We start from the raw sequence: 22,752 nt of genomic DNA on the forward strand, positions 1-22,752 counted from the left end.
ATTTCATTGACCGTCAGTCTGGGCTGCCTAATAGAACATCGACCGCGCTTCTTCGATATCCGCGCAGCGAGCCTTGTTGTCCAGGTCGATACCCAGCTTCCTGAAAGCCGGGACGGAGAACAGATCGACATCGCTGAGGGGATGGTCGGTGTCCTTGTAGCAATACAGCGCAGCGACCTGCACGAGGTCGACGTAATCGATGTGCTTCGAGTCCCGGGTGAAGTCCAGATACAGCCCCGGCAGCTTCACCAACCGTTCCGGAAACTCCCAGACACTGAGGAGTTTGTCCCCCAGCACCGGGTGAATCGTCTCGATGACGTGGTTGAGGCTGACCGGGTCCGACAGCAATTCATTGTTGTCTTGGGCATACGTCAGGATCGGCAGCACGCCGATCTGGTGCACCAGCCCACCCAAAGCGGCCTGATCGGGCTTGAGTTGGGTATAACCGCGACACAGGGCATAGCTGACGCCCGCGATCTGCAGGCTCCTGCGCCAAACTTCGCGCATCTTCAGTTCCACCACTTCGGAGCGGGCGTGGAAAATCTGCTCCATGACCAGGCCGATGGCCAGGTTGCTGCTGTAGTTGACGCCCAGTCGAGTGATGGCCGTGTGCAGGTCCGTGACTTCCTGGGTCGCGCGTAGCAGTGGACTGTTGACCACTTTTATCAGGCGTGCCGAGAGAGCTGTATCGCGGCCGATCACTTTGCTCAGGTTGCTGACGCTGATTTCCGGGTCTTCGGCGGCCCGGCGAATCTGCAGGGCCACTTCCGGTAATGTTGGCAGAACCAAGTCATCGTTATCGATGGCCTGCACCAAATCCCGTTGGACCTTATCCGCCAAATCGCTCATTTCGGTTCTCTAGGGTATTGCGGCAAATGCTGCGATCAGCGCTGGATTTCGCGGTCGCGGTCCAGTTCGTAAGGCAGGTCCAACATTTGAAGGCGTGGGCCTTCCAAGGTGCCGAGGTGCAAATTGTCGTCTTCTGCTGCTTCGGCCTGTAATACCGCCAGCAGTTCAATGTTTCCCTCGCCGCGGGCCGCAATCACCACTTCGCCGATGGAGCTGCCGTGCGTGGGGGAGAATAGCGCGGTCCCGGGTTCTGGCAATTGGCTGGCGTCCAGTTGCAGGCGATACAGGCGCCGCTTGAGCTTGCCCAGGTATTGCATGCGGGCGACGATTTCCTGGCCGGTGTAGCAACCTTTCTTGAAACTGACGCCACCGACGGCTTGCAGGTTGAGCATCTGTGGGATGAACAGTTCACGGGTGGCCGGCATGACCTGGCCGATCCCGGCACGGATCTGCCCCAGTAGCCACTGGTTCAGGTCTGCCTCGGTCAGTTCTGCCCGCAGGCGGGTTTGCAGCGTCTGTGCCTGTTCGGCGGGCGCCCATAGTTCGGTGCGGCCGGGAGAGACGCGGATGGCGATCAAGGATTCGTGGCGTGCCACGCTGTCGGTCTCGCTCGGCAGTTCGAGGCCCAGGCCAGCCAGCATCTTGTCGGCGTTTTCCAGGCCGAAGCGAACCCAGGCTGCACTTTCGTCGGTGAGCTTGGATTTGGAGAACACGGCATATTTTTTCAGGTCGGCCAGTTGCGGTTCGAGCAATTCGCTGGCCATGGCCATCAACACGCCGTCACCTTCGAGCAGGATGCGGAAGCTCGATTGCATCCGGCCTTTCTGGGTGCAGCGGGCACCGAGGCTGGCCCGGCTGTCGCTCAGGTAGTCGAGGTTGCAGGTCAATTGGCCTTGCAGGAATTTGCCGGCGTCCACGCCGCGGACCGCGAGAACGCCTTCGTGGGACAGGGTGCAGAAAAAAGCGGAATCAGCCATGGGTCATCGCAGGGTAAAAAGTCTGGTAGACATCATAAGGGGACGCCCTTGAAATGGGTAGTTCACAAAGGATCGGTGGTGCCCGACCAAAGCCGTCTGTTCCAGTGCCGCGGGGCCTGTATACTTGCGCACTATTTGAGGAGCGCTCCATGGTCGAAGATGTTGAACTCAATCGCCTCTACTGGCACAGCCGCCGCGGCATGCTGGAACTGGATGTGTTGCTGGTGCCGTTCGTGAAAGAGGTTTATCCCCATCTCAATGAAGTGGATCGTGCCTGCTATGTCCGCCTGCTCGAATGCGAGGATCAGGACATGTTCGGCTGGTTCATGGAGCGCAGCGAATCCGAAGACCCAGAGTTGCAGCGCATGGTCCGGATGATTCTGGACCGTGTCCAGCCCAAGTAATCGCTTCGAATGCCGCTGGCAGGCCTCCGGGCAACTGCTGGCGGCCTATCTGCTGGCCCAGGTGTTCGCCCTGGGGTCGTTGTTCCTGTTGTCTGTCCCGTCCGGGTTCGCAGCGCTTGGCGTTGTATTGTGCCTGGCCCATGGCGCCTGGGTGATTCCCCGACATTTGTTGCTGACCCATCGCCGGGCCTTTTGCGGGTTGCGTCGTAATGCCGCTGGCTGGCAGCTCTGGAGTCGGGCCGATGGGTGGCGGGCGGTGCAACTGCGCCCCGATAGCTTGGCGCTGCCGATGATCATCGTGCTGCGTTTTCGCTTGCAGGGTGAACGGCGGGTCCGGTCGTTGTGCGTACCGCGCGACGCGCTGGCACCGGATATCCATCGGCGCCTGCGCGTGCGGCTCAGGTTCAGTCGGCGTAGGTGGGCGGCACCAGGATAGTGTCCCGTGCCTCGGGCAGCAGGCTCGGGTAGTCGAGGGTGTAATGCAGCCCCCGGCTTTCCTTGCGTTCCATGGCCGAGCGAATCATCAGTTCAGCCACCTGGGCCAGGTTGCGCAGTTCGATGAGGTCGCGGCTGACTTTATAGTTGCTGTAGAACTCATCGATCTCATCCAGCAGCAAGCGCACCCGGTGCTGCGCCCGTTGCAGGCGCTTGTTGGTGCGCACGATGCCAACATAGTCCCACATGAAACGCCGCAGTTCGTCCCAGTTGTGGGCGATGATCACGTCTTCGTCCGAGTCGGTGACCTGGCTGGCGTCCCATGAGGGCAGGGCGGCCGGAATGACGACCTGCGGTAATTGTTCCAGGATGTCTGCCGCCGCCGAGCGGGCATAGACGAAGCACTCCAGCAGTGAGTTGCTGGCCATGCGGTTGGCGCCGTGCAGGCCGGTGAAGCTGGTTTCGCCGATGGCATACAGGCCTGGCACGTCGGTACGCCCCCGCTGATCGACCATCACGCCACCGCAGGTGTAATGCGCCGCCGGCACCACCGGGATCGGTTGCTTGGTGATATCGATGGAAAATTCCAGGCAGCGCTCGTACACCGTCGGGAAGTGGCTCTTGATGAACGCTTCGGGCTTGTGGCTGATGTCCAGGTAAACGCAATCGATGCCCAGGCGCTTCATTTCATGGTCGATGGCCCGGGCGACGATGTCCCTTGGCGCCAGTTCGGCGCGCGGATCGAAGCGCTGCATGAAGCGTTCGCCGTTGGGAAGCTTCAAGTGTGCGCCTTCGCCACGCAGGGCCTCGGTCACCAGGAAACTCTTGGCCAGCGGGTGATAGAGGCAGGTGGGGTGGAACTGGTTGAACTCCAGGTTCGCCACTCGGCAACCCGAACGCCAGGCCATGGCGATGCCATCGCCGCAGGCACCGTCGGGGTTGCTGGTATAAAGGTAGACTTTCGCCGCGCCACCGGACGCCAGGATGACGAAGCGCGCGCCGTAGGTGTCGACTTCACCGGTGCCGCGATTGAGCACGTAGGCGCCCAGGCAGCGATCACCGTCCAGGCCCAGGCGTTTTTCAGTGATCAGGTCGATCGCGACGCGCTGCTCCAGCAATTCGATGTTCGGCCGTTGCCGAGCCTTGGCCAGCAGGGTCTTGAAGATCGCCGCGCCGGTAGCATCAGCCGCGTGAATGATGCGCCGGTGGCTATGACCGCCTTCGCGCGTGAGGTGGAACTCGAAGCCGCCGTCTTCGGTGCCCGATTGTTCGTCACGGGTAAACGGTACACCCTGGTCGATCAGCCACTGGATGGCTTCCCTGCTGTGTTCCACGGTGAAACGCACCGCTTGCCGATTGCAGAGGCCGCCGCCGGCGTTGAGGGTATCCTCGACATGGGATTCAATGGTGTCGGTATCGTCCAGCACGGCTGCGACGCCGCCCTGGGCCCAGAAGGTCGAACCGTTGGCCAGGTCGCCCTTGCTCAGTACTGCAATGCGCAAATGTGCAGGCAAAGTCAGGGCAAGGCTCAATCCGGCGGCTCCGCTGCCGATTACCAGAACATCGTGTTGAAACTGTTGGCTCATTCGAATGGTTTCCGCTCAAGGCGACCCGGGTCGGGGTTGGCGCAAGACACCGCTTCAACGGGTCAGGCAGCCACGCAGCCCACTAGTATATAGAGGGGGGGATCGGCACAATAGCCGGGCGTACATGGCAATGTGAAACCAGCGTGACAGAAAAGTGGCACGCTTCGTCGGATCGCCGGTTTTGGTGAAAGGGCGATAAGGCCGCCGTTTCGAGGACAGAACGCTGTTTATCTCGTCACGGTTGCCTGATATTCAGTGCACAACGCTATAAATAGTGGGAACTTTTGCCAAGCGCCTACGTTCAATAGACGGTTGTCTGCAAAAGGGAGCAGCGTCGGGTTGGTGCAAGATTTCGATTGGGGTCTCTGCCAGCAGACCCGGTGACAGATTATTCGCGCAGCCGGGGAATCTCCTGCTGCGTTTTTCGTGCGTGCCGAGATCAGAGCGCGCCGGAAACTTGCTTGGAAGGGGGAGAACTTTTGCGAAAAGCCCGAGTCTATGTTTGCAAGCCCGGTCAATTAGTAATGCAAGCCTCCTTCGAGCTTATCGAGGAGTGTTCATGCTAACCCAGGAAGAGGATCAGCAGCTGGTCGAGCGCGTGCAACGCGGCGACAAGCGAGCTTTCGATCTGCTAGTGCTGAAATACCAGCACAAAATTCTCGGGTTGATCGTGCGTTTCGTGCACGACACCCATGAAGCGCAGGATGTTGCTCAGGAAGCCTTCATCAAGGCCTACCGTGCACTTGGTAATTTTCGCGGGGACAGCGCGTTTTACACGTGGCTTTACCGCATCGCCATCAACACGGCGAAAAACTATCTGGTTTCACGCGGCCGCCGGCCGCCGGATAGCGATGTAAGTTCTGAGGATGCCGAGTTCTATGATGGCGATCATGGCCTCAAGGATCTCGAATCACCGGAACGTGCGTTGCTGCGGGATGAGATCGAAGGCACTGTCCATCGAACCATCCAGCAATTGCCCGAAGATTTGCGTACGGCTTTAACTTTACGTGAGTTCGACGGTCTGAGTTACGAAGACATTGCGAGCGTCATGCAATGTCCTGTAGGCACCGTGCGCTCCCGGATCTTCCGCGCCCGGGAGGCCATTGATAAAGCCCTGCAACCTTTGTTGCAGGAAAACTAGAGACAGCGGCGACAGCCAAGAGAGGAACGCCATGAGTCGTGAAGCCCTGCAGGAATCGCTGTCCGCAGTGATGGATAACGAAGCGGACGAACTGGAATTGCGTCGGGTATTGAATGCCTTCGACGATGTTGAAACCCGTGAGACCTGGGCTCGTTACCAGATCGCCCGGGCTGTGATGCACAAGGACTTGTTGCTTCCACGCCTGGACATCGCTGCGGCCGTTTCTGCTGCCTTGGCTGACGAAGCCGTACCGGCAAAAGCTTCTCGCGGACCATGGCGCAGCCTGGGTCGCCTGGCGGTAGCCGCTTCGGTCACCGTGGCCGTGCTGGCCGGTGTGCGCCTGTACAACCAGGATGAGATTGCCGGCGTGCAAATGGCGCAGCAATCCAACCAGCCAAGCCTGGCTGCTCCACAGGTCAAGGGCCCAGCGGTACTGGCCGGTTACAGCGAGAGCTCGGAAACCGCAGGCCCGATGGTCAATGGTGTTCTGCAAGGCCAACCTGGCTGGCATGATCAGCGTCTGCCCAACTACCTGCGTCAGCATGCTCAGCAAGCTGCCCTGAAAGGTACTGAAAGCGCACTGCCTTATGCCCGTGCCGCCAGCCTGGAAAACCGTTAATAAGGAAAACCATTGCGCGCCATACCTCTATTCACGCTTCTGCTTGGTGGCTGGTGTGCGATTCCAGCCTATGCCGATGAGGCACAGGATTGGTTGAACCGCCTGAGTCAAGCCGAGCAACAGCAGAGCTTCCAGGGCACTTTCGTTTACGAGCGCAACGGTAGTTTCTCTACCCATAACATCTGGCATCGAGTCCAGGATGGCAAAGTCCGCGAGCGGTTACTCCAGCTCGACGGCTCGGCACAGGAAGTCCTGCGCATTGATGGGCATACTCAATGCGTCAGCGGCTCCTTGATCGCGGGGCTGGGCAATACACCTGACGGCTCCTCACGTACGCTTGATCCGCAGAAACTCAAGAATTGGTATGACCTTGCCGTCATTGGCAAGTCGCGCGTGGCTGGGCGTCAAGCGGTCATTGTGGCGTTGACGCCCAAGGATCAGCATCGCTATGGCTTCGAACTGCACCTGGACAAAGAGACCGGCCTGCCGCTCAAGTCCCTGTTGCTCAATGACAAGGGCCAGTTGCTCGAGCGTTTCCAGTTCACCCGCTTGAGCGTCGGGGCGCCGACAGACGGTGATCTGCAAGTCAGCTCCGAATGCAAGGCTGTCGCGCAGGATCCTGGCAAGGCCGTCGCGGTGAAAACCGCCTGGCACTCGGACTGGCTTCCTCCTGGCTTCGAACTGACCGGCAGCGCTGCGCGCAAGGACCCGGACACCCAGGTCCAGGTCAACAGCTTGATGTACGATGATGGCCTGGCGCGCTTTTCGGTGTTCCTGGAGCCGTTGAACGGTGCCAACGCCACCGATACCCGTACTCAACTCGGCCCGACGGCTGCCGTCTCCCGTAGGCTCACGACACCCCAGGGTGAAATGATGGTCACGGTGGTCGGTGAGATTCCTATCGGTACGGCGGAACGGATTGCGCTTTCCATGCGCTCCGACGTCACTACGACTCAATAGCTTGCCGACTGCACGGGTGGTTCGATTGCGCGAGAGGCTGATGATGCCAGGGCTTGATCGAAATGCCGAAACTTCCTGTCAGCATTTTCATTTGCAAAAAACCAGCTTTTTTTCTATAGGTCAGAGCCGCTCGGCCCTGGCCTTGTCTGTTCCCGGAACAAAAATACTGGCGTATCTTTTCCCGGTATTCCTTGCTCCATATCGCTTAACCATGCTCGTCGTAACGGGAGCCGTATGTCGATACCACGCTTGAAAACCTATCTCTCCATTTTTGCCACCGTGCTTGTGCTCGGCCAGGCCGTTCCTGCCGTGGCGGTCGAATTGCCCGATTTCACGCAACTGGTCGAGCAGGCGTCGCCCGCCGTGGTGAACATCAGCACCACCCAGAAACTGCCGGACCGTCGTGTATCGGACCAGCAGATGCCGGACCTGGAAGGCTTGCCGCCGATGCTGCGGGAGTTCTTCGAGCGCGGAATGCCGCAACAGCCACGTTCCCCCGGCGGTGGTCGCCAGCGTGAAGCGCAATCCCTGGGTTCGGGTTTCATCATTTCGCCTGACGGCTACATCCTGACCAATAACCACGTGATCGCCGATGCCGACGAAATCCTGGTACGCCTGGCTGATCGCAGCGAACTCAAGGCCAAGCTGATCGGTACCGATCCACGTTCCGACGTGGCGCTGTTGAAAATCGAGGGCAAGGACCTGCCAGTGCTCAAGCTGGGCAAATCCCAGGACCTGAAAGCTGGCCAATGGGTCGTGGCCATCGGTTCGCCGTTCGGCTTCGACCACACCGTGACCCAGGGGATTGTCAGCGCCATCGGTCGCAGCCTGCCGAACGAAAACTACGTGCCGTTCATCCAGACCGACGTGCCGATCAACCCGGGTAACTCCGGTGGCCCGCTGTTCAACCTTGCGGGTGAAGTGGTCGGCATCAACTCCCAGATCTATACCCGCTCGGGCGGCTTCATGGGAGTGTCCTTCGCGATTCCGATCGACGTTGCCATGGATGTCTCCAACCAACTGAAAAGCGAAGGCAAGGTCAGCCGTGGCTGGTTGGGCGTGGTGATCCAGGAAGTGAACAAGGACCTGGCTGAATCGTTCGGGTTGGAGAAACCCGCCGGTGCACTGGTGGCGCAGATCCAGGAAGGTGGCCCGGCTGCCAAGGGCGGTCTGCAAGTGGGTGACGTGATCCTGAGCATGAACGGTCAACCGATCGTCATGTCCGCTGACCTGCCGCACTTGGTGGGTGCCCTCAAGGCTGGTGCCAAGGCCAATCTGGAAGTGATTCGCGAAGGCAAGCGCAAGAACGTCGAATTGACCGTTGGGGCCATTCCTGAAGAAGGCAAGGAGCTGGATTCGCTGCCCAAGTCTGGCGTCGAGCGTAGCAGCAACCGTCTGGGTGTTGCGGTGGCCGAACTGACCGAAGAGCAGAAACGTACCCTGGAACTGCAGGGTGGTGTGGTGATCAAGGAAGTGCAGGACGGTCCTGCCGCGATGATCGGCCTTCAGCCGGGCGACATCATCACGCACCTGAACAATCAAGCCATCGGTTCCGCCAAGGAATTCACCGACATCGCCAAGGCGTTGCCGAAGAACCGTTCGGTTTCGATGCGGGTCCTGCGTCAAGGGCGTGCGAGCTTCATTACCTTCAAACTGGCCGAATGACCGGTTAGCGGCTCATAAAAAACCGCCTCGAGAGAGGCGGTTTTTTATTGCCTGGCCAGTGCTCAGCCCATCATGTCCTTGACCATGCGTTCCTGCTCCATGAGTTCCCGCTGGCGGGCATCGATGCGTGAAGACAGGGGGAAGTTGGTGCCGGCTCGCCGTTTGGCGAAGTCCAGTTGCTGGATGGCCTGACGGTAATCGCCCACCAGGGCGAAGTACTCGGCACGGGCCTGGTGCAGGCCAATGATGTTGCCTGACAGCCCGCGGGTCTCGGCCACCATGTACCAGACGTCCGGATCGTCCGGGCGGGTCTTGAGCAGGGTTTCCAGGGCTTTCTCGGCATCGGCGGGGCGGTTCTGCTTGAGCAGCAGGTCGACGCGCACCTGGTTGAGCGGATAGTTGCCCGGGTATTGGCTCAGCATCCGGTCGACACGGGCCTGAGCGTCGGCCAGCTTGTTGCTGGTGATATCCAGGTCCACCTGGGCGAGGTTGTAGATGATCTCGTTGGGTGATTTGGCCAGCAACGGCTTGAGATTCTCCCGTGCTTCATTCAACTGGCCGCCCTTGATCTGCGCGATCGCCAGGCCATAGCGCGCCACGTCGTTCTTCGGATTCTCATCCAGCTGTGCCCGGAAGCGCTTGGCGCCCAGGCCTGGGGTTTCTTCATAGGTCAGTTGGACCCGAGCGCGAATCAGTTGATAACGCACACTGTCCTCGATGCCCCCCGGCTTGGCCTGTTCGGCGCGGTTGCGGGTGTCGGCGATCCGGGATTCGGTCACCGGGTGAGTCAGCAGGAATTCCGGCGGCCTGGCGTCGAACCGGTACTGACGCATCAGGCGCTCGAACATGGTTGGCATGGAGCGCGGATCGTAGCCGGCTTTCTCCAGGTTCTGGATGCCGATACGGTCGGCTTCCTGTTCGTTCTGCCGGGAAAAACGCCGTTGTTCTTGAATGGCGGCGGCCTGGGTCCCGGCAATGGCCGCGATCCCGGCGTCACCGCCACCGGCGGCGGCAATCACGATGCCGGCCAGCAGTGCGGCCATCATCGGCACCTGCATTCGTTGCTGGGCTTCCACACCGCGGGCAAAGTGGCGTTGCGACAAGTGCGCGAGTTCGTGAGCCATGACCGAGGCGTACTCGCCTTCGGTCTGCGCATTGAGGAACAAGCCGCCGTTGACCCCGACGATTCCACCAGGTGCGGCGAAGGCGTTGAGTTGCGGGCTGTTGATCAGGATGAATTCCAGGCGCCGGTCGTTGACCTGGCTGGTTTCCACCAGCTTATAGACGCTGGATTCGACGTAGTCCTTGAGCTGTGGATCGTTGAGCTGTGAAACCTGGCTGCGCAGCAGGGCCAGCCAGGCGCGGCCCAGTTGGTGCTCCTGTTCTGGCGAGACGATGGCAGAACTGGCGTCGCCAAGTGACGGCAGGTCGTCGGCGAAGCCCGGTGAGGCAAGCAGGCAAGCGAGCGTCAGCAGGGTGGGGCGCAGAAATGTCATGCACGAAGCCTTAGTCGACAAAGACCTTACTGTAGCCGGACACCGGGCCCGGGACCAGATATTCTAGGCCGCTCAACGACCTGCCGCGGAGTGAACCCATGACTGATGCTGTAGCCCACGATGCCGAACTGGACGCCAGCGGCCTGAACTGTCCGTTGCCGCTACTCAAGGCCAAGCTGGAGCTCAATCGCCTGGCCAGTGGCAGTGTGCTCAAGGTAATTGCCACGGATGCGGGCTCCCAGCGTGACTTTCGCACCTTCGCCCGATTGGCCGGTCATACGCTGCTGCATGAAGAAGACGAAAACGGCGTCTACCGTTACTGGCTGAAAAAGGCTTGAAAAAACCAACAGCGTCTCTTAAGGATTTTTAATGTTCAAAGTGTTACGCGACTGGATTCAGCGCTACTTCTCCGATGAAGAGGCTGTGGTCCTGGCGGTGCTGCTGTTCCTGGCCTTCACCGCCGTGCTCACCCTGGGTGGCATGTTGGCGCCGGTGTTGGCGGGGATGGTGCTGGCGTACCTGATGCAAGGGTTGGTCACGACGCTGGAGCGTCTGCGGCTACCCGGCACGGCAGCGGTTGGACTGGTGTTCGCCCTGTTCATGGGTGTGCTGGTGGTGTTTGTCGTGGTGATCGTGCCGCTGCTCTGGCATCAACTGGTGACCTTATTCAACGAGTTGCCAGGGATGCTCGCCAAATGGCAGTCCCTGCTGTTGCTGTTGCCTGAGCGCTATCCGCACCTGGTGTCCGATGAACAGGTGCTGCAGACCATCGAAGTGGTGCGCGGTGAGATTGGCAAGTTTGGCCAATGGGCACTGACGTTTTCGCTGTCCAGCCTGCCGCTTCTGGTCAACATCATGATCTACCTGGTGCTGGTACCGATCCTGGTGTTCTTCTTCCTCAAGGACCGGGAAATGATCGGGCGTTGGGTCCGTGGCTACCTGCCGCGCGAGCGGGCGCTGATTACCCGGGTGGCCCAGGAGATGAATCGGCAGATCGCCAACTACATCCGCGGCAAAGTCATCGAGATTTTCATCTGTGGCGGCGTGACTTATATCGGCTTCGTCGCCCTGGGGCTCAATTACGCTGCCCTGCTGGCGCTGCTGGTGGGCATTTCGGTGGTGGTGCCTTATGTCGGCACCGTGGTGGTGACCGTGCCGGTGGCCTTGATTGCGCTGTTCCAGTGGGGCTGGAGCGATCAGTTCATCTACCTGATGGCGGTCTACGGGATCATCCAGACGCTGGATGGCAACGTGCTCGTCCCGCTGCTGTTCTCCGAGGCGGTGAACCTGCATCCGGTGGCGATCATCTGTGCGGTGCTGCTGTTTGGCGGGCTGTGGGGGTTCTGGGGGGTGTTCTTTGCGATTCCCCTGGCGACGCTATTCAAGGCTGTGCTGGATGCGTGGCCGAGCAAGGAGCCGGTTGTGGCGCCGCTTCTATAGCTGATTCTGATGGCCTCATCGCGAGCAGGCTCGCTCCCACATTGGACTGAGGGTGTTAATCAATTCCCTGTGGGAGCGAGCCTGCTCGCGATAGCGCCAGTCCAGGCAGCAAAAATTTCAGCCTTTGTTGAGGGACTGGGCCGCCGCCAACACCGCATCCACATGCCCCGGCACTTTCACGCCACGCCATTCCTGGCGCAGCACGCCGTTCTTGTCGATCAGGAAGGTGCTGCGGTCAACGCCCAGGTATTCCTTGCCATAAAGCTTTTTCAGCTTGATCACATCGAACAGCTGGCAGACGGCTTCGTCCTTGTCGCTGATCAGTTCGAACGGGAACTCCTGTTTGCACTTGAAGTTCTCGTGGGACTTGAGGCTGTCCCGGGAGATGCCGAACACTTCGGTGTTGGTGGCCTGGAACTGCGCGTACTGGTCGCGAAAACCCTGGCCCTCGGTGGTGCAGCCGGGGGTGCTGTCCTTGGGGTAGAAGTAGATCACCACCTGCTTGCCCTTGAGGGCGGCGAGGCTGACGGTCTGCCCGCTGGTGGCGGGCGCCTGGAAATCGGTAACCGGCTGGTCGACGGCAACGGCCATGAACGCTTCCTTACATTGGGTTTTGTGGGCGCCACGGTTCGATCAGGGCATCCAGGTTCATCGCATCGGCGAAGTCCAGGAACTGATCGCGCAGCCAACTGATCTGGGTGCCGGCCGGCAGGGTCACGGTGAACGTGGCATTGAGCATGGTGCCGCCGGTCTGTGGTGCCTGATAGGTATCGCAGGTCAGGTTTTCCAGCTCGACGTGATGGTCCATGAAGAACTGGCACAGCTCGTTGATGATGTCCGGACGGTAGGCCGAGCTCACATAGGCCACGTAGGGCAGGGCCTGGGGACGGTTCTCCAGCGCGGCGCTACGCACCACGTTGACGGTGAAGGCATGCTTCTTGGCCAGCACCGGCAGGCTGCCTTCCAGGCGAGCCAGGGCGTCCCAGCTGCCGGAAATCTCGAGCACGAGCGCACTGCATTCGCCATGACGGGTCAGGCGTGAGGTTACGACGGCGCAGCGATTTTCATGGCTGGCGCGGCACAGGACGTTAGTCAGCTCCATGGGGTTGGCGCCAAGGGCACTGATAACAAGGAATTGTTCGCGGACTGTGGGGGTGGACATGCAGCATTCCTAAAGCGATGAGCGGTCGGTACTTCTGCAGCTCGACACGGCGTCAGGCCCGGATAAACGAACGACTCAAGCCCTGTGCCTGGGTTGCGCTGCATTCCGAGGACGGCGGGAATGCATCAGGACAAACGCAGGATCGGGGCTTGTGGCGACGAAAACGGAGGCTGGGAACCGGTGAATGAGCTTATCAGTACCGATCAAAGCCTGAAGGGTAGCGAAAACCATCGCCAAGGGGAATGGTAGTTCGCTTGTACAAGCATCTTGGCGCCAGTACCATTACCGCTCTCTTTTTCCGGCAGGAGCGGTTTCATGATTGCGGGCAGTATGGTGGCACTGGTCACACCCATGGATGCACAAGGGCATCTTGACTGGGCCAGCCTCAGCAAACTCGTGGACTTCCACCTTGAGAACGGCACCCATGCCATTGTCGCCGTCGGTACTACCGGCGAGTCGGCAACCCTCGACGTCAATGAGCACATCGAAGTCATCCGTGCCGTGGTCAAGCAGGTCAACGGTCGCATCCCCGTCATCGCCGGCACCGGCGCCAACTCGACCCGCGAGGCCGTCGAGCTGACCCGCAACGCCAAGGAAGCCGGTGCCGACGCCTGCCTGCTGGTCGTTCCGTACTACAACAAGCCGACCCAGGAAGGCTTGTACCAGCACTTCAAGCACATTGCCGAAGCCGTCGACATCCCGCAGATCCTCTATAACGTTCCCGGCCGCACCTCCTGCGACATGCAGGCCGAGACCGTGATCCGCCTGTCCACCGTGCCGAACATCATCGGCATCAAGGAAGCCACCGGCGACATGAAGCGCGCCAAGGCCATTCTCGATGGCGTGAGCAAGGACTTCATCGTGCTGTCCGGCGATGATCCGACCGCGGTCGAGCTGATCCTGCTGGGCGGCAAGGGCAACATCTCCGTCACGGCCAACGTTGCCCCGCGCGAAATGGCCGACCTGTGCGAGGCCGCGCTCAAGGGCGACGCCGAGACTGCACGGGCAATCAACGAAAAACTGATGCCGTTGCACAAGGACCTGTTCATCGAGGCCAACCCGATTCCGGTGAAGTGGGCCTTGGTTGAAATGGGCCTGATGCACGAAGGTATCCGCCTGCCACTGACCTGGCTGAGCACCCCTTGTCAAGAACCGCTGCGGCAGGCCATGCGCCAGTCCGGCGTCCTGGTTTAATTGAGGAAGTACAACGCATGAAGCGAATGGCCGGACTTTCCGCACTTGCCTTGATTATCTCCAGCACCAGCGGCTGCGGATGGATCTGGGGGCCGGAAGGTTATTTCCGCGACCGGGGTAGCGATTACCTGCAAGCGCAACAGACTGCACCGATGCAACTGCCGCAAGACGTCAACGTCGCCAAGCGCCTGGATCCGCTACTGCCGATTCCACGCAACGTCGCCGACGACAGCGTCAAGGGCGAGTACATCGTCCCACGTCCACAGCCGCTGTCGGCCGTGGCCGACGCCAGCGACTACACCCTGCAGAAGAGCGGCGATTCCAGCTGGGTCATGGGCCAGCATCCACCGGCCGAAGTCTGGCCCGTGGCGATCCAGTTCTTCCAGGACAACGGTTTCCGCCTGGACGAACAGCGCCCGCAAACTGGCGAATTCACCACCACCTGGCAGCGTTCCGATGAACTGTCCGCCGCTATGGCCAAGCGCCTGAGCGCCGCCGGTGTCGCGGCCGACAGCGAAACCCGCGTGCGAGTGCGTATCGAGCCGGGCGTGCAGCGCAACACCAGTGAAGTCTATGTGGTCAGCGCCGAGCGACCTGCCGGCAGTACCGCCGACGTGGCCTTCACCAACCGTTCGGTCAACACCGGCCTCGACGCTGCGCTGGTGGACGACATGCTTGCCAGCATGAGTCGTACCGCAGAGCAGGGCGGTTCGGTCTCGATGCTGGCGTCCAAGGAGTTCGATGCGCCGAGCCGCGTCAGCCTGAGCGAAGACGGCAGCGGCAACCCGGTGCTCAACGTCGGCTCCGACCTGGACCGTGCCTGGTCGAGCGTTGGCCGTGCGCTGGAGCAGGGTGAGTGGCGGGTTGAAGACATCAACCGCAGCCTGGGCCTGTACTACATCAACCTGGCCGAGAAAGCCGAGAAGAAAGACGAGAAGCCTGGCTTCTTCGGTAGCCTGTTCGGTAGCAAGCCGGACAAGGAAGAAATCGAAGCCCGCGCCGAGCGTTATCAGGTTCGCCTGAGCAAGGTCGGCGACAACGTCCAGGTCACCGTCGAGAAGAACATCAACACCGTGGCGCCGGCCGATGTGGCCCGCAAGGTGTTGAGTGTGATTCAGGACAACCTGGGCTGATCCGATGCGTTTCGCCGTTCTCGGCAGCGGTAGCCAAGGGAACGGCACGCTGGTAGCCAGCGCTGGTACGTATGTGCTGGTCGATTGTGGTTTCTCCCTGCGGGAAACCGAGAAGCGTCTGTTGCGCCTGGGCGTGCACCCGGCGCAACTGAGCGCGATACTCGTGACCCACGAACATGCCGACCATGTGCATGGCGTGGGTTTGCTGTCTCGACGCTACAATCTGCCGGTGTACCTGAGCCGTGGAACACTGGAAGGCCTGCGCAAACCCATCGAGCCGGCCGGTTTCGTGGCCGGTGGCGAGCAACTGCGCATCGGTAGTCTGGATATCAGCGTGGTCAGCGTGGCGCACGATGCCCGGGAACCGACGCAGTATGTGTTCAGCGACGGTGAGCGACGTTTCGGGTTGTTGACCGACCTGGGTTCGTACTGCGACAGGGTCATGGACAGTTACCGGGACCTCGATGCATTGATGATCGAGTCCAACCACTGCCGCGACATGCTGGCCCGTGGTTACTACCCGTACTTTCTCAAGCAGCGGGTAGGCGGGGAGCACGGACATTTGAACAACCACCAGGCAGCGTTCCTGGTGGCCGAGTTGGGCTGGCAAGGCCTGCAACACCTGGTCCTGGCCCATCTGAGCAGCAAGAACAACCTGCCGCAGCTGGCCCGGCAATGTTTTGTCGACACCCTCGGGTGCGACCCGGACTGGCTACAATTGGCCGATCAAGATTCAGGGCTCGACTGGCGACATATCGCCTAGCCCACTACTTAGCAAGCGGAGCCCATCATGGAAAAACGTGAAGAACTCTACCGCGGCAAAGCCAAGTCGGTTTACAAGACCGACGACGCTGACCGCTTGATCCTGCTGTTTCGCAACGACACCTCGGCGTTCGACGGCAAGCGTATTGAACAGCTGGACCGCAAGGGCATGGTGAACAACAAGTTCAATGCCTTCATCATGCAGAAGCTCGAAGCCGCCGGTGTGCCGACCCAGTTCGACAAGCTGCTGGGCGACAACGAATGCCTGGTCAAGAAGCTGGACATGATCCCGGTCGAATGCGTCGTGCGTAACTACGCCGCCGGCAGCCTGGTCAAGCGCCTGGGCGTGGAAGAGGGCATGAAGCTCAACCCTTACACCTTCGAGCTGTTCCTGAAGGACGACGCCAAGGGCGATCCGTTCATCAACGAATCCCACGTCGTGGCATTCGGTTGGGGAACCGCCGAGCAACTGGCGCGCATGAAGGAGCTGTCCCTCAAGGTCAACGAAGTGCTGACCAAACTGTTTGACGACGCCGGCCTGCTGCTGGTGGACTTCAAGCTTGAATTCGGCGTGTTCAGCGACGGCTCCATCGTCCTGGGCGACGAATTCAGCCCGGACGGCTGCCGCCTGTGGGACAAGGACACCAAGAAGAAGATGGACAAGGACCGCTTCCGCCAGGGCCTCGGTGATGTCATCGAAGCCTACGAAGAAGTCGCCCGTCGCCTTGGTGTGCCGCTGTAATCGACGCAAGCATCTGATAGCACGGAAAAAATTTCGCTCGGGGGTTCGCTTCCGGCGAATGTGCTGGTATGATGCGCGCCACTGGAGAGATGCCGGAGTGGCCGAACGGGACGGATTCGAAATCCGTTGTACTGGCGACAGTACCTAGGGTTCAAATCCCTATCTCTCCGCCATTATTGTTTATGACTAAGCCTCTGAAATGGTTGAACATTTCAGGGGCTTTTTCGTTTTCGTCACATTGATTAGGGCTTTTTAAGGCAGATTCGTGTGTACTTGAGTCCGCTCCAGGCCCGCTCCGGCTGTCTACTACGCCAGAGTGCCTGCCTTGTAGCTTTGCATGTCATTTGTTGGCGTAAGAAGATTCCCTGCTGCAGCAATTGCGTCCCTCACTTTTTATCCCCGGGAAAACAGTGAGACAGACCACAATTATGAGACGGGGCGATTATGTGAACTCAAAGTCGTGGTCCGTCCCTGAGGGATTCCTACCTCACACCCGTTTTTTCACGTAGCCCAGGATTTGGCGCACGAGCCGACAAACAAAGAAATCCTCCCTTATTTGCGTTTAAGCCAGTCATCTGCTTGGCTTGCGCATGGTCATTGGGGTAGAGCGGGCAGTCTGATTGATAACGCCCCCGTCAACGGACAACCGCCCGGCAAGGTGTTTTCGACGGTCCTAAAAGGATTTTCCTGGAGGCTCAACGATGATCTATGGAGTTTTGGCCTACGTACAACAGTTCTACAACTGGCTGACGACGGGCAATAACATGACCCCTCCAGAAAATGCCGGTGGCGCGGCACCCGTACGTGCCCAAGTGGTGCAAGGTGGTGGCCATCTGAATGTCCAGCAGCAGGGCCCGGGCATTCAGCAAAATGCTGGCATACCCCCGCAGAATGCGGGGCTCAACGGTGTTCCGTTTCCGCCTCCGCCGCCCATGAACGGGCTTAACGTCATGAACATGAACGTTGTTCCGGCTGCTCTCAGCTTGCAGGAGGCCCTCGTCAGTCGAGAAGTCCGGGCGTTGCGCGTGCGTGCCAACGTGCGGGCTCGACAGGGCGAGAGCGGTCATGTCCTGGCCCGGCATCATCCATCCCTGACGGACCAGCAACTGATGGACAGGTTGTTGACCGGCCTCGATCCGGAGGGTGAGCCGGCTCCAACCAGCGGTGTCAGTTCGCGTTTTGCCTCCGAGGATGTGTTTTTCGAGTCGTTGCGGATGGTCCATGTCGCAATGACCAGCGCGCTTGCCAAGACGCGTCGCTTGCTCAAACCTAACCTGGATGCCTGTGCCGAGGCCGAAGCGCTGTTCCTTCATGCCGCAGGCGTTCAGCGGGGGCTTGCGCAAACGCAGCGAACAGAAGCCTATAGCGATTTGCGGTTGGCGATTCAGTCACTGACAACCTTGCCTGATCATCTTCCGGTGGAGTGGGACAATGTTCGACGCTGTGTCGTCCTGTATCCCAAATATGTCATCAACCTGCATCAGCGGGTTCAGGCTGGAACGGGGTTCTATGGCACCGGTCCGTTACCCAATACGGTTGTTAATGGTCAACTGCCAAAGGGGCTCGGAAAGCAACGAACGATGCAAATCTATGCGCGTGTACAGCCGTTCAATGGCCCAGCCGACAACACGCTCACCGTCTTCGTCACGCCCGATTCGCCGATGAATGCGTTTGGTCGCAAACACAACGTCGAAAGCTGGGGATTGATTACTCATTACCCCCAATATCATGAGGAAGGTAACGTTCGCATCACTGGTAGCAATTGAAGCCAAATGTGGCGCGGGCGATATCAGAAAAATCCCCCGGTACGCTTGCGTCCAGTCCACCTTTTTATCCCGCCGAACACACTCCGTAACCTGCATAACCACAGCCTTCCCAACACCCAAAGCTTTGTAACAATTGGACAAATGGTCTATAGCTCAAGGCATGGCTGCCGATAGGCAAGCTAACCCCCATGAAAGGAGTGTCACCCCATGTTGCGGTTTTTCGCCGATCTAGGCTTCCGCTGGAAAATCACCCTGCCCATTGCGTTCCTGGCGCTGCTGTTGGTGCTGATGGGGTGGTCGGGCATGCGGGGTATCGGCCAGGTGACGGAGTCCAGCACGCAACTGACCAAGCGCTATCTGCCGGCCATCAGCCTGTTGCTCAACGCCGATCGCGATCTCTACCAGGCCTTTGTTGCCGAGCGCAGTCTGCTTGGGGGCAATGCGGGTAATCATTCCGAGGCACTGCGTGCCAGTCATCGAGATAATCTGAAGCAAGCTTATGATCGTGTGCAGAAATATGCCGCGATGCAACCCAGCGCCGAGGCGTTGGCGCTGGTCAGTCAGTTCAATGATCGTTTTGCACAGTGGTCGCAGGTTTCGCGGCAGGTCGTCGAGCAGGCCGCGAGCAATCCGCAGGCGGCCAGTGCGCTGAGTTTTGGTGACGGCGAAAGTAAGTTCGACACCATGCGTGATGCCATCGATAAGCTGGGTGAGCTGGAAGACGAAGCGTCGCTGCGCGAGGGGCAAGCAGCGATTGACCGTGGCCAGGCGGTTGGGGTGCAGCAGGGCGGTATCTTGTTGCTCGGTCTGCTGGGTTGCATCCTGCTGGTCGTAGCCTTGCCGATGGTGGTGCTGCGTCCAATGCGTCGACTGCTGCACCGTGTCGAACAGATCGCCGAGGGCGGTGGCGATCTGAAGGGGCGTCTCGAAGTGCGTTCAGCTGATGAGTTGGGTCAGCTTGGCAGTGCGTTCAACCGCTTCCTCGATAAGCTTCAGCCGCTGATTGCCGAAGTGGGCCGGGTGACCGGGGAGGTCGATGCCGCGGCCCGCGCCATGGCGAATATGGCCGCGACCAATGATCAACTGATCAGCAGCGAACATGCGGCGCTCGACCAGGTCAGTACCGCCGCGACCCAGATGAGTGCCGCTGTGCATGAAGTGGCACACAATGCCGTGAACGCGTCGGACGCCGCACAGCAAGCCAGCAGCCAGTCTCGCGATGGCACTGAAGTGGTCAGCAGCACCATCGAATCGATCCGTCAGTTGGCCCAGGAAGTGGAGAGCGCCTCGGGCACCATCGAGGCTTTGGCCCAGGAAACTTCCAGCATCGGTGCCGTGCTCGAGGTGATCCGCGGCATTGCCGAACAGACCAACCTGCTGGCACTGAACGCTGCCATCGAGGCGGCACGAGCGGGCGAGCAAGGCCGTGGTTTTGCTGTCGTGGCCGATGAAGTCAGGGCCCTGGCGGCACGTACCCAGGATTCGACCAAGGACATCCAGGTTCGCATCGAGCGCTTGCAAAGCGGTGTCGCCAAGGCCGTGCAAGCCATGCAGGTCGGTAGCAGCAAGGCCCGTGACAGTGTCGAGCGCGCCGCGGGCGTCGATCAGGTGCTCAGTGGCACCAGCGGCTCGATCCAGCGGATCAATGACATGGCCGCGCAAATCGCCAACGCTTGTGAGGAGCAGAGCAGCGTCACCGAGGAGATTGCCCGCAACATTTCCGACATCCGCGACTTGTCCAATGAAGCGGCAGCGAATTCCGCCCAGAGCATGCAGGCCAGCCAACAGCTTTCCACCCTGTCACAAAACCTGGCAGGGTTGATCGGCCGCTTCCGCACCTGAGGCAGGTGCGTGGTGGCCACCAACGACAGTCTCCAAGCGTTGCATCAGGACGGTTTCGTCCTGCTGCCCGCGGTACTGAGTGCCACACAGGTTGCCGACCTGCGCCACGCCATCGACCAGTTGAAGCCCCAGCATTGGGACTACAGCGGCGTCATCGATCATTACAAATGTGTGTTCAATCGTGATCCGTTCTGGCTGCCGTTCCTGGATGTGGCCGGGGTGATCGAACTGGCCGAGGCGGCGCTGGGCGATGATTGCCATGTCATCGGCCAGACGGCCTGGCGCTGCCATCCCGGTTTTGCCGGGGCACCGTTGCACCTGGATCACCTGGCGATGGCGTTGCCGCCCAACCTGTTGGCTGACCCGACCTTTAACCTGCCGATGCAGGTGTTCACCGCGCAGTTTTACCTGGATGACATCGACGCCGACTTGAGCCCGACCCAGGTGATTCCTGGCAGCCACAAGGCCGGTCGAGCACCGCTAGCGGGCGAAACGCAATGGCAAGGGCGCCCCGCGCAGCCAGTACTGTGCAGGGCGGGCGATGTGCTGATTCTGCGCAGCGAACTATGGCATGCCGGCAGTGACAACCGCACCGTCGACCGCACGCGGTACCTGCTCCAGGTGCACTACGGTCGGCGGATGGTCGCGCAGAAGTTCTCACCCTATCTGCACTGGCAGTTCAATCCTGAGGTCCTGGCCGCCGCGACACCTCGCCAGCGGCGGTTATTGGGCGAGCACCAGGAAGCTGAATACGATTGAGCCTGGCTCAGTCAGATCCACACATCGTTGACCGCCGTTCGTTCATTGGTTTCGTCGCCGGTATTGATGACGCCGCGAGGCTCGATCAACAGCAGTTTCACTTCCTGGGCGGCGCAGGGCTTATGCTCCACACCTTTCTTGACCACATACATCTCGCCCGGGCCAATCGTCACCGCACCGTCGCGAAAGTCGATGCGCAGCTCGCCCTCCAGCACGATGAAGGTTTCATCCGTATCGGCGTGGGCGTGCCAGACGAAGTCGCCTTCGAGCCGGGCGATCTTGAATTGGTAGTCGTTCATTTCGGCCACGACTTTTGGCATCCACTGTTCCTGGAACAGGGTGTATTTCTGGGCGAAGTTGATGGGGGCGTAACGGGTCATCGAGGATGCTCCTTGGTGGGTGGTGCGTCCTACTTTATTGCTCGAGCCAACGTCGCGTATTGGATGATCGTGCAGCTTTTCGCGGCGCGCAGTCGCTGTCTTAGCGCAGCATGTTCAGCCAGCGTGCCGGTGAAATACCGAAGGCCTGGGTATGCAATCGGGTCATGTGGCTCTGATCGAAAAAACCACAGGCCAGGGCCACTTCGCTCAAGGGCGTGCCGTGGAAGGCCTGGCGCCGGGCTTCGCTCAAGCGCCGCTGGGTGATGTAGCGATAGGGGCTGGTGCCGTACAGCGCCCGGAAATCCCGGGACAGGCTCCATCGATCCCGGCCGCTGGCCTGCACCAGGTCGTCCAAGGTGATCACCTGGTCGAGGGCGTCGTGGATGAACAGGCGGGCACGCTCTGCCGCCGGGTAGTCGATCAGCCGCCGTCCCCGCCTGTTGCCTGCCGCGATATCCAGTGCCTGGGCCACATCGTAGATGGCGTCTTCTTCTTCCAGCGGGTCGAGGGGATGATCCAGGCTGTTCAACAGTCGACGGGTCGCGATGTTGAGGCGAGGGTCGTTGGACAATCCACCTTCGATAAAGGGCAATGGCTTGCCCCCCAGCACGTGCTGGATCACCGACGGTTCGATGTAGAACATCCGGTAGCGAAAGCCCTCGCGGGTCCCGGCTTCGCCATCGTGCACCTCGTCCGGGTGCAGGACGATGGTGCCGCCGGGCTGGCTGTGGCGTTTGCTGTGGCGATAGTTGAAGCTCTGCACGCCTGAAAGCGTGATCCCAATGGCGTAGGTGTCATGGCGATGAGTGGTGTAGCCGTGCCCACTGAAATAAGCCTCGATGCGTTCCATTTTCCTCGATTCAGGCGCTCGCACCAGCCAGTCGCGGTTGTGGATGGATCGAGTCATTGCACCGGCCTCCTGCTTTTGTCCGTATACCCTACCTGCCTGGAAACTTTCGTCACAGCAAAAAAACGGCTCAGGCTGCAACGCCCGCTCCTTGAGACGATTGATCCTGTGGCGAGGGAGCTTGCTCCCGCTTGACCGGGCTGGCGCTCCAGTGCGAAGCGCTCACCAAAAGGGCTGCTTCACGCCCAGCGGGAGCAAGCTCCCTCGCCACGGTTCAGATCTCTTTTACCGGCGTTTCACCCTGGACATTCTTGATCAGCCCGATGACGTGTAGGCAATCACTCTTGTTCACATAGGATTCGCCACTGGCGATCGTTTCATGGTTGCCGGCTCGCAAACGCCAGCGCCATTGGCCTTTTCCGGTGCTGGGGGTGCCTCGGGTCTGTCGATAGATTTCAAAATACATGGGTTCGCTCCCTGCGATTCATTCAGTCAAGACATGCGTTGGACATGTGGCTGCAAGCCTATCCAAGTGGGTGGTTTTGGCTACGGGGAATTCGTTTCCATTGGTTATCAAATATTGCTGGGTATGA

General features: G+C 60.0%; 23 protein-coding genes, 1 tRNA gene and 2 pseudogenes. 17 read left to right on the top strand and 9 right to left on the bottom strand.

Translation table 11 applies throughout. From position 1 onward, the window contains the following. Positions 1-27: 27 nt before the first annotated feature. Positions 28-849, bottom strand: a complete 822-nt coding sequence (locus tag PSH86_RS07090) for an HDOD domain-containing protein (protein WP_109755893.1) — start codon at positions 847-849, stop codon at positions 28-30. A gap of 35 nt (positions 850-884) precedes the next feature. Continuing rightward, positions 885-1,826: a folate-binding protein YgfZ gene (locus PSH86_RS07095; protein ID WP_109755892.1), complete on the bottom strand. Its 942-nt coding sequence runs from the start codon at positions 1,824-1,826 to the stop codon at positions 885-887. Between the two features lie 149 nt (positions 1,827-1,975). On the opposite strand from PSH86_RS07095, the gene PSH86_RS07100 reads away from it, so the two are divergent. Beyond that, positions 1,976-2,230, top strand: coding sequence for a succinate dehydrogenase assembly factor 2 (locus tag PSH86_RS07100; RefSeq protein ID WP_003184348.1), 255 nt, complete (start codon positions 1,976-1,978; stop codon positions 2,228-2,230). Next, positions 2,214-2,666 (top strand): protein YgfX, encoded by a 453-nt coding sequence (locus PSH86_RS07105; protein ID WP_212802008.1) that lies wholly within the window; start codon positions 2,214-2,216, stop codon positions 2,664-2,666. The genes PSH86_RS07100 and PSH86_RS07105 overlap by 17 nt, the downstream gene beginning before the upstream one ends. Here the strand turns inward: PSH86_RS07105 and nadB are convergent. Continuing rightward, a complete protein-coding gene (nadB, locus tag PSH86_RS07110; protein WP_109755890.1) occupies positions 2,635-4,251 on the bottom strand; it encodes an L-aspartate oxidase in 1,617 nt (538 codons plus the stop codon). The two genes, PSH86_RS07105 and nadB, sit on opposite strands and share 32 nt — an antisense overlap. A gap of 559 nt (positions 4,252-4,810) precedes the next feature. On the opposite strand from nadB, the gene rpoE reads away from it, so the two are divergent. The 4 genes from rpoE to PSH86_RS07130 all read left to right on the top strand — a co-directional run bounded on the left by rpoE (position 4,811) and on the right by PSH86_RS07130 (position 8,636). Further along, complete coding sequence (gene rpoE, locus PSH86_RS07115) at positions 4,811-5,392, top strand: RNA polymerase sigma factor RpoE (protein WP_003172477.1); 582 nt, start codon at positions 4,811-4,813, stop codon at positions 5,390-5,392. 31 nt (positions 5,393-5,423) lie between these two features. Beyond that, complete coding sequence (locus PSH86_RS07120) at positions 5,424-6,011, top strand: sigma-E factor negative regulatory protein (RefSeq protein ID WP_109755889.1); 588 nt, start codon at positions 5,424-5,426, stop codon at positions 6,009-6,011. Positions 6,012-6,023: 12 nt separating this feature from the next. Next, positions 6,024-6,971, top strand: a complete 948-nt coding sequence (locus PSH86_RS07125) for a MucB/RseB C-terminal domain-containing protein (RefSeq protein ID WP_109755888.1) — start codon at positions 6,024-6,026, stop codon at positions 6,969-6,971. 234 nt (positions 6,972-7,205) lie between these two features. After that, positions 7,206-8,636, top strand: coding sequence for a DegQ family serine endoprotease (locus tag PSH86_RS07130; protein WP_109755887.1), 1,431 nt, complete (start codon positions 7,206-7,208; stop codon positions 8,634-8,636). A gap of 62 nt (positions 8,637-8,698) precedes the next feature. On the opposite strand, the gene PSH86_RS07135 is transcribed toward PSH86_RS07130, so the two are convergent. After that, positions 8,699-10,132, bottom strand: coding sequence for a M48 family metalloprotease (locus PSH86_RS07135; RefSeq protein ID WP_109755886.1), 1,434 nt, complete (start codon positions 10,130-10,132; stop codon positions 8,699-8,701). Positions 10,133-10,230: 98 nt separating this feature from the next. On the opposite strand from PSH86_RS07135, the gene PSH86_RS07140 reads away from it, so the two are divergent. After that, complete coding sequence (locus PSH86_RS07140) at positions 10,231-10,470, top strand: sulfurtransferase TusA family protein (protein ID WP_109755885.1); 240 nt, start codon at positions 10,231-10,233, stop codon at positions 10,468-10,470. A gap of 31 nt (positions 10,471-10,501) precedes the next feature. After that, entirely contained in the window at positions 10,502-11,572 is a 1,071-nt protein-coding gene (locus PSH86_RS07145; RefSeq protein ID WP_109755884.1) for an AI-2E family transporter, read from the top strand. Positions 11,573-11,689: 117 nt separating this feature from the next. On the opposite strand, the gene PSH86_RS07150 is transcribed toward PSH86_RS07145, so the two are convergent. Both PSH86_RS07150 and PSH86_RS07155 read right to left on the bottom strand, forming a co-directional pair. Beyond that, a complete protein-coding gene (locus PSH86_RS07150) occupies positions 11,690-12,163 on the bottom strand; it encodes a peroxiredoxin (protein WP_305488884.1) in 474 nt (157 codons plus the stop codon). Positions 12,164-12,173: 10 nt separating this feature from the next. Next, positions 12,174-12,734: a glycine cleavage system protein R gene (locus tag PSH86_RS07155; protein ID WP_003184325.1), complete on the bottom strand. Its 561-nt coding sequence runs from the start codon at positions 12,732-12,734 to the stop codon at positions 12,174-12,176. Positions 12,735-13,049: 315 nt separating this feature from the next. Here PSH86_RS07155 and dapA point away from each other — a divergent pair, with 315 nt between their 5' ends. From dapA to PSH86_RS07195, 9 genes and pseudogenes are all read left to right on the top strand, one after another. After that, positions 13,050-13,928: a 4-hydroxy-tetrahydrodipicolinate synthase gene (gene dapA, locus PSH86_RS07160; RefSeq protein ID WP_014337035.1), complete on the top strand. Its 879-nt coding sequence runs from the start codon at positions 13,050-13,052 to the stop codon at positions 13,926-13,928. 17 nt (positions 13,929-13,945) lie between these two features. Next, a complete protein-coding gene (gene bamC, locus PSH86_RS07165) occupies positions 13,946-15,061 on the top strand; it encodes an outer membrane protein assembly factor BamC (protein ID WP_109755882.1) in 1,116 nt (371 codons plus the stop codon). Between the two features lie 4 nt (positions 15,062-15,065). Further along, positions 15,066-15,824: an MBL fold metallo-hydrolase gene (locus tag PSH86_RS07170; protein WP_109755881.1), complete on the top strand. Its 759-nt coding sequence runs from the start codon at positions 15,066-15,068 to the stop codon at positions 15,822-15,824. Positions 15,825-15,851: 27 nt separating this feature from the next. Next, a complete protein-coding gene (purC, locus tag PSH86_RS07175) occupies positions 15,852-16,565 on the top strand; it encodes a phosphoribosylaminoimidazolesuccinocarboxamide synthase (RefSeq protein ID WP_116831670.1) in 714 nt (237 codons plus the stop codon). Between the two features lie 83 nt (positions 16,566-16,648). Beyond that, positions 16,649-16,738 (top strand) — tRNA-Ser (locus PSH86_RS07180). Between the two features lie 528 nt (positions 16,739-17,266). Then, positions 17,267-18,331, top strand: coding sequence for a hypothetical protein (locus tag PSH86_RS07185; protein ID WP_305488890.1), 1,065 nt, complete (start codon positions 17,267-17,269; stop codon positions 18,329-18,331). Positions 18,332-18,619: 288 nt separating this feature from the next. Beyond that, positions 18,620-19,267, top strand: a pseudogene (locus PSH86_RS30540) (MCP four helix bundle domain-containing protein); the annotation flags it as partial. A gap of 306 nt (positions 19,268-19,573) precedes the next feature. Next, a pseudogene (locus PSH86_RS30545) lies at positions 19,574-20,173 on the top strand (methyl-accepting chemotaxis protein); the annotation flags it as partial. A gap of 12 nt (positions 20,174-20,185) precedes the next feature. Continuing rightward, positions 20,186-20,932, top strand: coding sequence for a phytanoyl-CoA dioxygenase family protein (locus tag PSH86_RS07195; protein ID WP_305488897.1), 747 nt, complete (start codon positions 20,186-20,188; stop codon positions 20,930-20,932). An 11-nt stretch (positions 20,933-20,943) separates the two neighbouring features. Here the strand turns inward: PSH86_RS07195 and PSH86_RS07200 are convergent, their stop codons facing one another. From PSH86_RS07200 to PSH86_RS07210, 3 genes are all read right to left on the bottom strand, one after another. Beyond that, complete coding sequence (locus PSH86_RS07200) at positions 20,944-21,312, bottom strand: cupin domain-containing protein (protein WP_109755873.1); 369 nt, start codon at positions 21,310-21,312, stop codon at positions 20,944-20,946. A 100-nt stretch (positions 21,313-21,412) separates the two neighbouring features. Then, complete coding sequence (locus PSH86_RS07205; RefSeq protein ID WP_109755872.1) at positions 21,413-22,219, bottom strand: AraC family transcriptional regulator; 807 nt, start codon at positions 22,217-22,219, stop codon at positions 21,413-21,415. Between the two features lie 214 nt (positions 22,220-22,433). Next, entirely contained in the window at positions 22,434-22,625 is a 192-nt protein-coding gene (locus PSH86_RS07210; protein WP_014337049.1) for a DUF1508 domain-containing protein, read from the bottom strand. Positions 22,626-22,752: the final 127 nt, after the last annotated feature.

The sequence above is a fragment of the Pseudomonas sp. FP2300 genome, assembly GCF_030687595.1.
Taxonomy (GTDB): domain Bacteria; phylum Pseudomonadota; class Gammaproteobacteria; order Pseudomonadales; family Pseudomonadaceae; genus Aquipseudomonas; species Aquipseudomonas bijieensis.

Bases quoted from the DNA above. Each gene is read 5' to 3' on its own strand.
- PSH86_RS07140 (WP_109755885.1), top strand. From the start codon at position 10,231: ATGACTGATGCTGTAGCCCACGATGCCGAACTGGACGCCAGCGGCCTG.
- PSH86_RS07205 (WP_109755872.1), bottom strand. From the start codon at position 22,219: ATGACTCGATCCATCCACAACCGCGACTGGCTGGTGCGAGCGCCTGAA.
- PSH86_RS07155 (WP_003184325.1), bottom strand. From the start codon at position 12,734: ATGTCCACCCCCACAGTCCGCGAACAATTCCTTGTTATCAGTGCCCTT.
- PSH86_RS07135 (WP_109755886.1), bottom strand. From the start codon at position 10,132: ATGACATTTCTGCGCCCCACCCTGCTGACGCTCGCTTGCCTGCTTGCC.
- PSH86_RS07210 (WP_014337049.1), bottom strand. From the start codon at position 22,625: ATGTATTTTGAAATCTATCGACAGACCCGAGGCACCCCCAGCACCGGA.
- nadB (WP_109755890.1), bottom strand. From the start codon at position 4,251: ATGAGCCAACAGTTTCAACACGATGTTCTGGTAATCGGCAGCGGAGCC.
- PSH86_RS07170 (WP_109755881.1), top strand. From the start codon at position 15,066: ATGCGTTTCGCCGTTCTCGGCAGCGGTAGCCAAGGGAACGGCACGCTG.
- PSH86_RS07090 (WP_109755893.1), bottom strand. From the start codon at position 849: ATGAGCGATTTGGCGGATAAGGTCCAACGGGATTTGGTGCAGGCCATC.
- PSH86_RS07200 (WP_109755873.1), bottom strand. From the start codon at position 21,312: ATGACCCGTTACGCCCCCATCAACTTCGCCCAGAAATACACCCTGTTC.
- rpoE (WP_003172477.1), top strand. From the start codon at position 4,811: ATGCTAACCCAGGAAGAGGATCAGCAGCTGGTCGAGCGCGTGCAACGC.
- PSH86_RS07145 (WP_109755884.1), top strand. From the start codon at position 10,502: ATGTTCAAAGTGTTACGCGACTGGATTCAGCGCTACTTCTCCGATGAA.
- bamC (WP_109755882.1), top strand. From the start codon at position 13,946: ATGAAGCGAATGGCCGGACTTTCCGCACTTGCCTTGATTATCTCCAGC.
- dapA (WP_014337035.1), top strand. From the start codon at position 13,050: ATGATTGCGGGCAGTATGGTGGCACTGGTCACACCCATGGATGCACAA.
- PSH86_RS07100 (WP_003184348.1), top strand. From the start codon at position 1,976: ATGGTCGAAGATGTTGAACTCAATCGCCTCTACTGGCACAGCCGCCGC.
- PSH86_RS07130 (WP_109755887.1), top strand. From the start codon at position 7,206: ATGTCGATACCACGCTTGAAAACCTATCTCTCCATTTTTGCCACCGTG.
- PSH86_RS07185 (WP_305488890.1), top strand. From the start codon at position 17,267: ATGATCTATGGAGTTTTGGCCTACGTACAACAGTTCTACAACTGGCTG.
- PSH86_RS07095 (WP_109755892.1), bottom strand. From the start codon at position 1,826: ATGGCTGATTCCGCTTTTTTCTGCACCCTGTCCCACGAAGGCGTTCTC.
- PSH86_RS07120 (WP_109755889.1), top strand. From the start codon at position 5,424: ATGAGTCGTGAAGCCCTGCAGGAATCGCTGTCCGCAGTGATGGATAAC.
- PSH86_RS07150 (WP_305488884.1), bottom strand. From the start codon at position 12,163: ATGGCCGTTGCCGTCGACCAGCCGGTTACCGATTTCCAGGCGCCCGCC.
- purC (WP_116831670.1), top strand. From the start codon at position 15,852: ATGGAAAAACGTGAAGAACTCTACCGCGGCAAAGCCAAGTCGGTTTAC.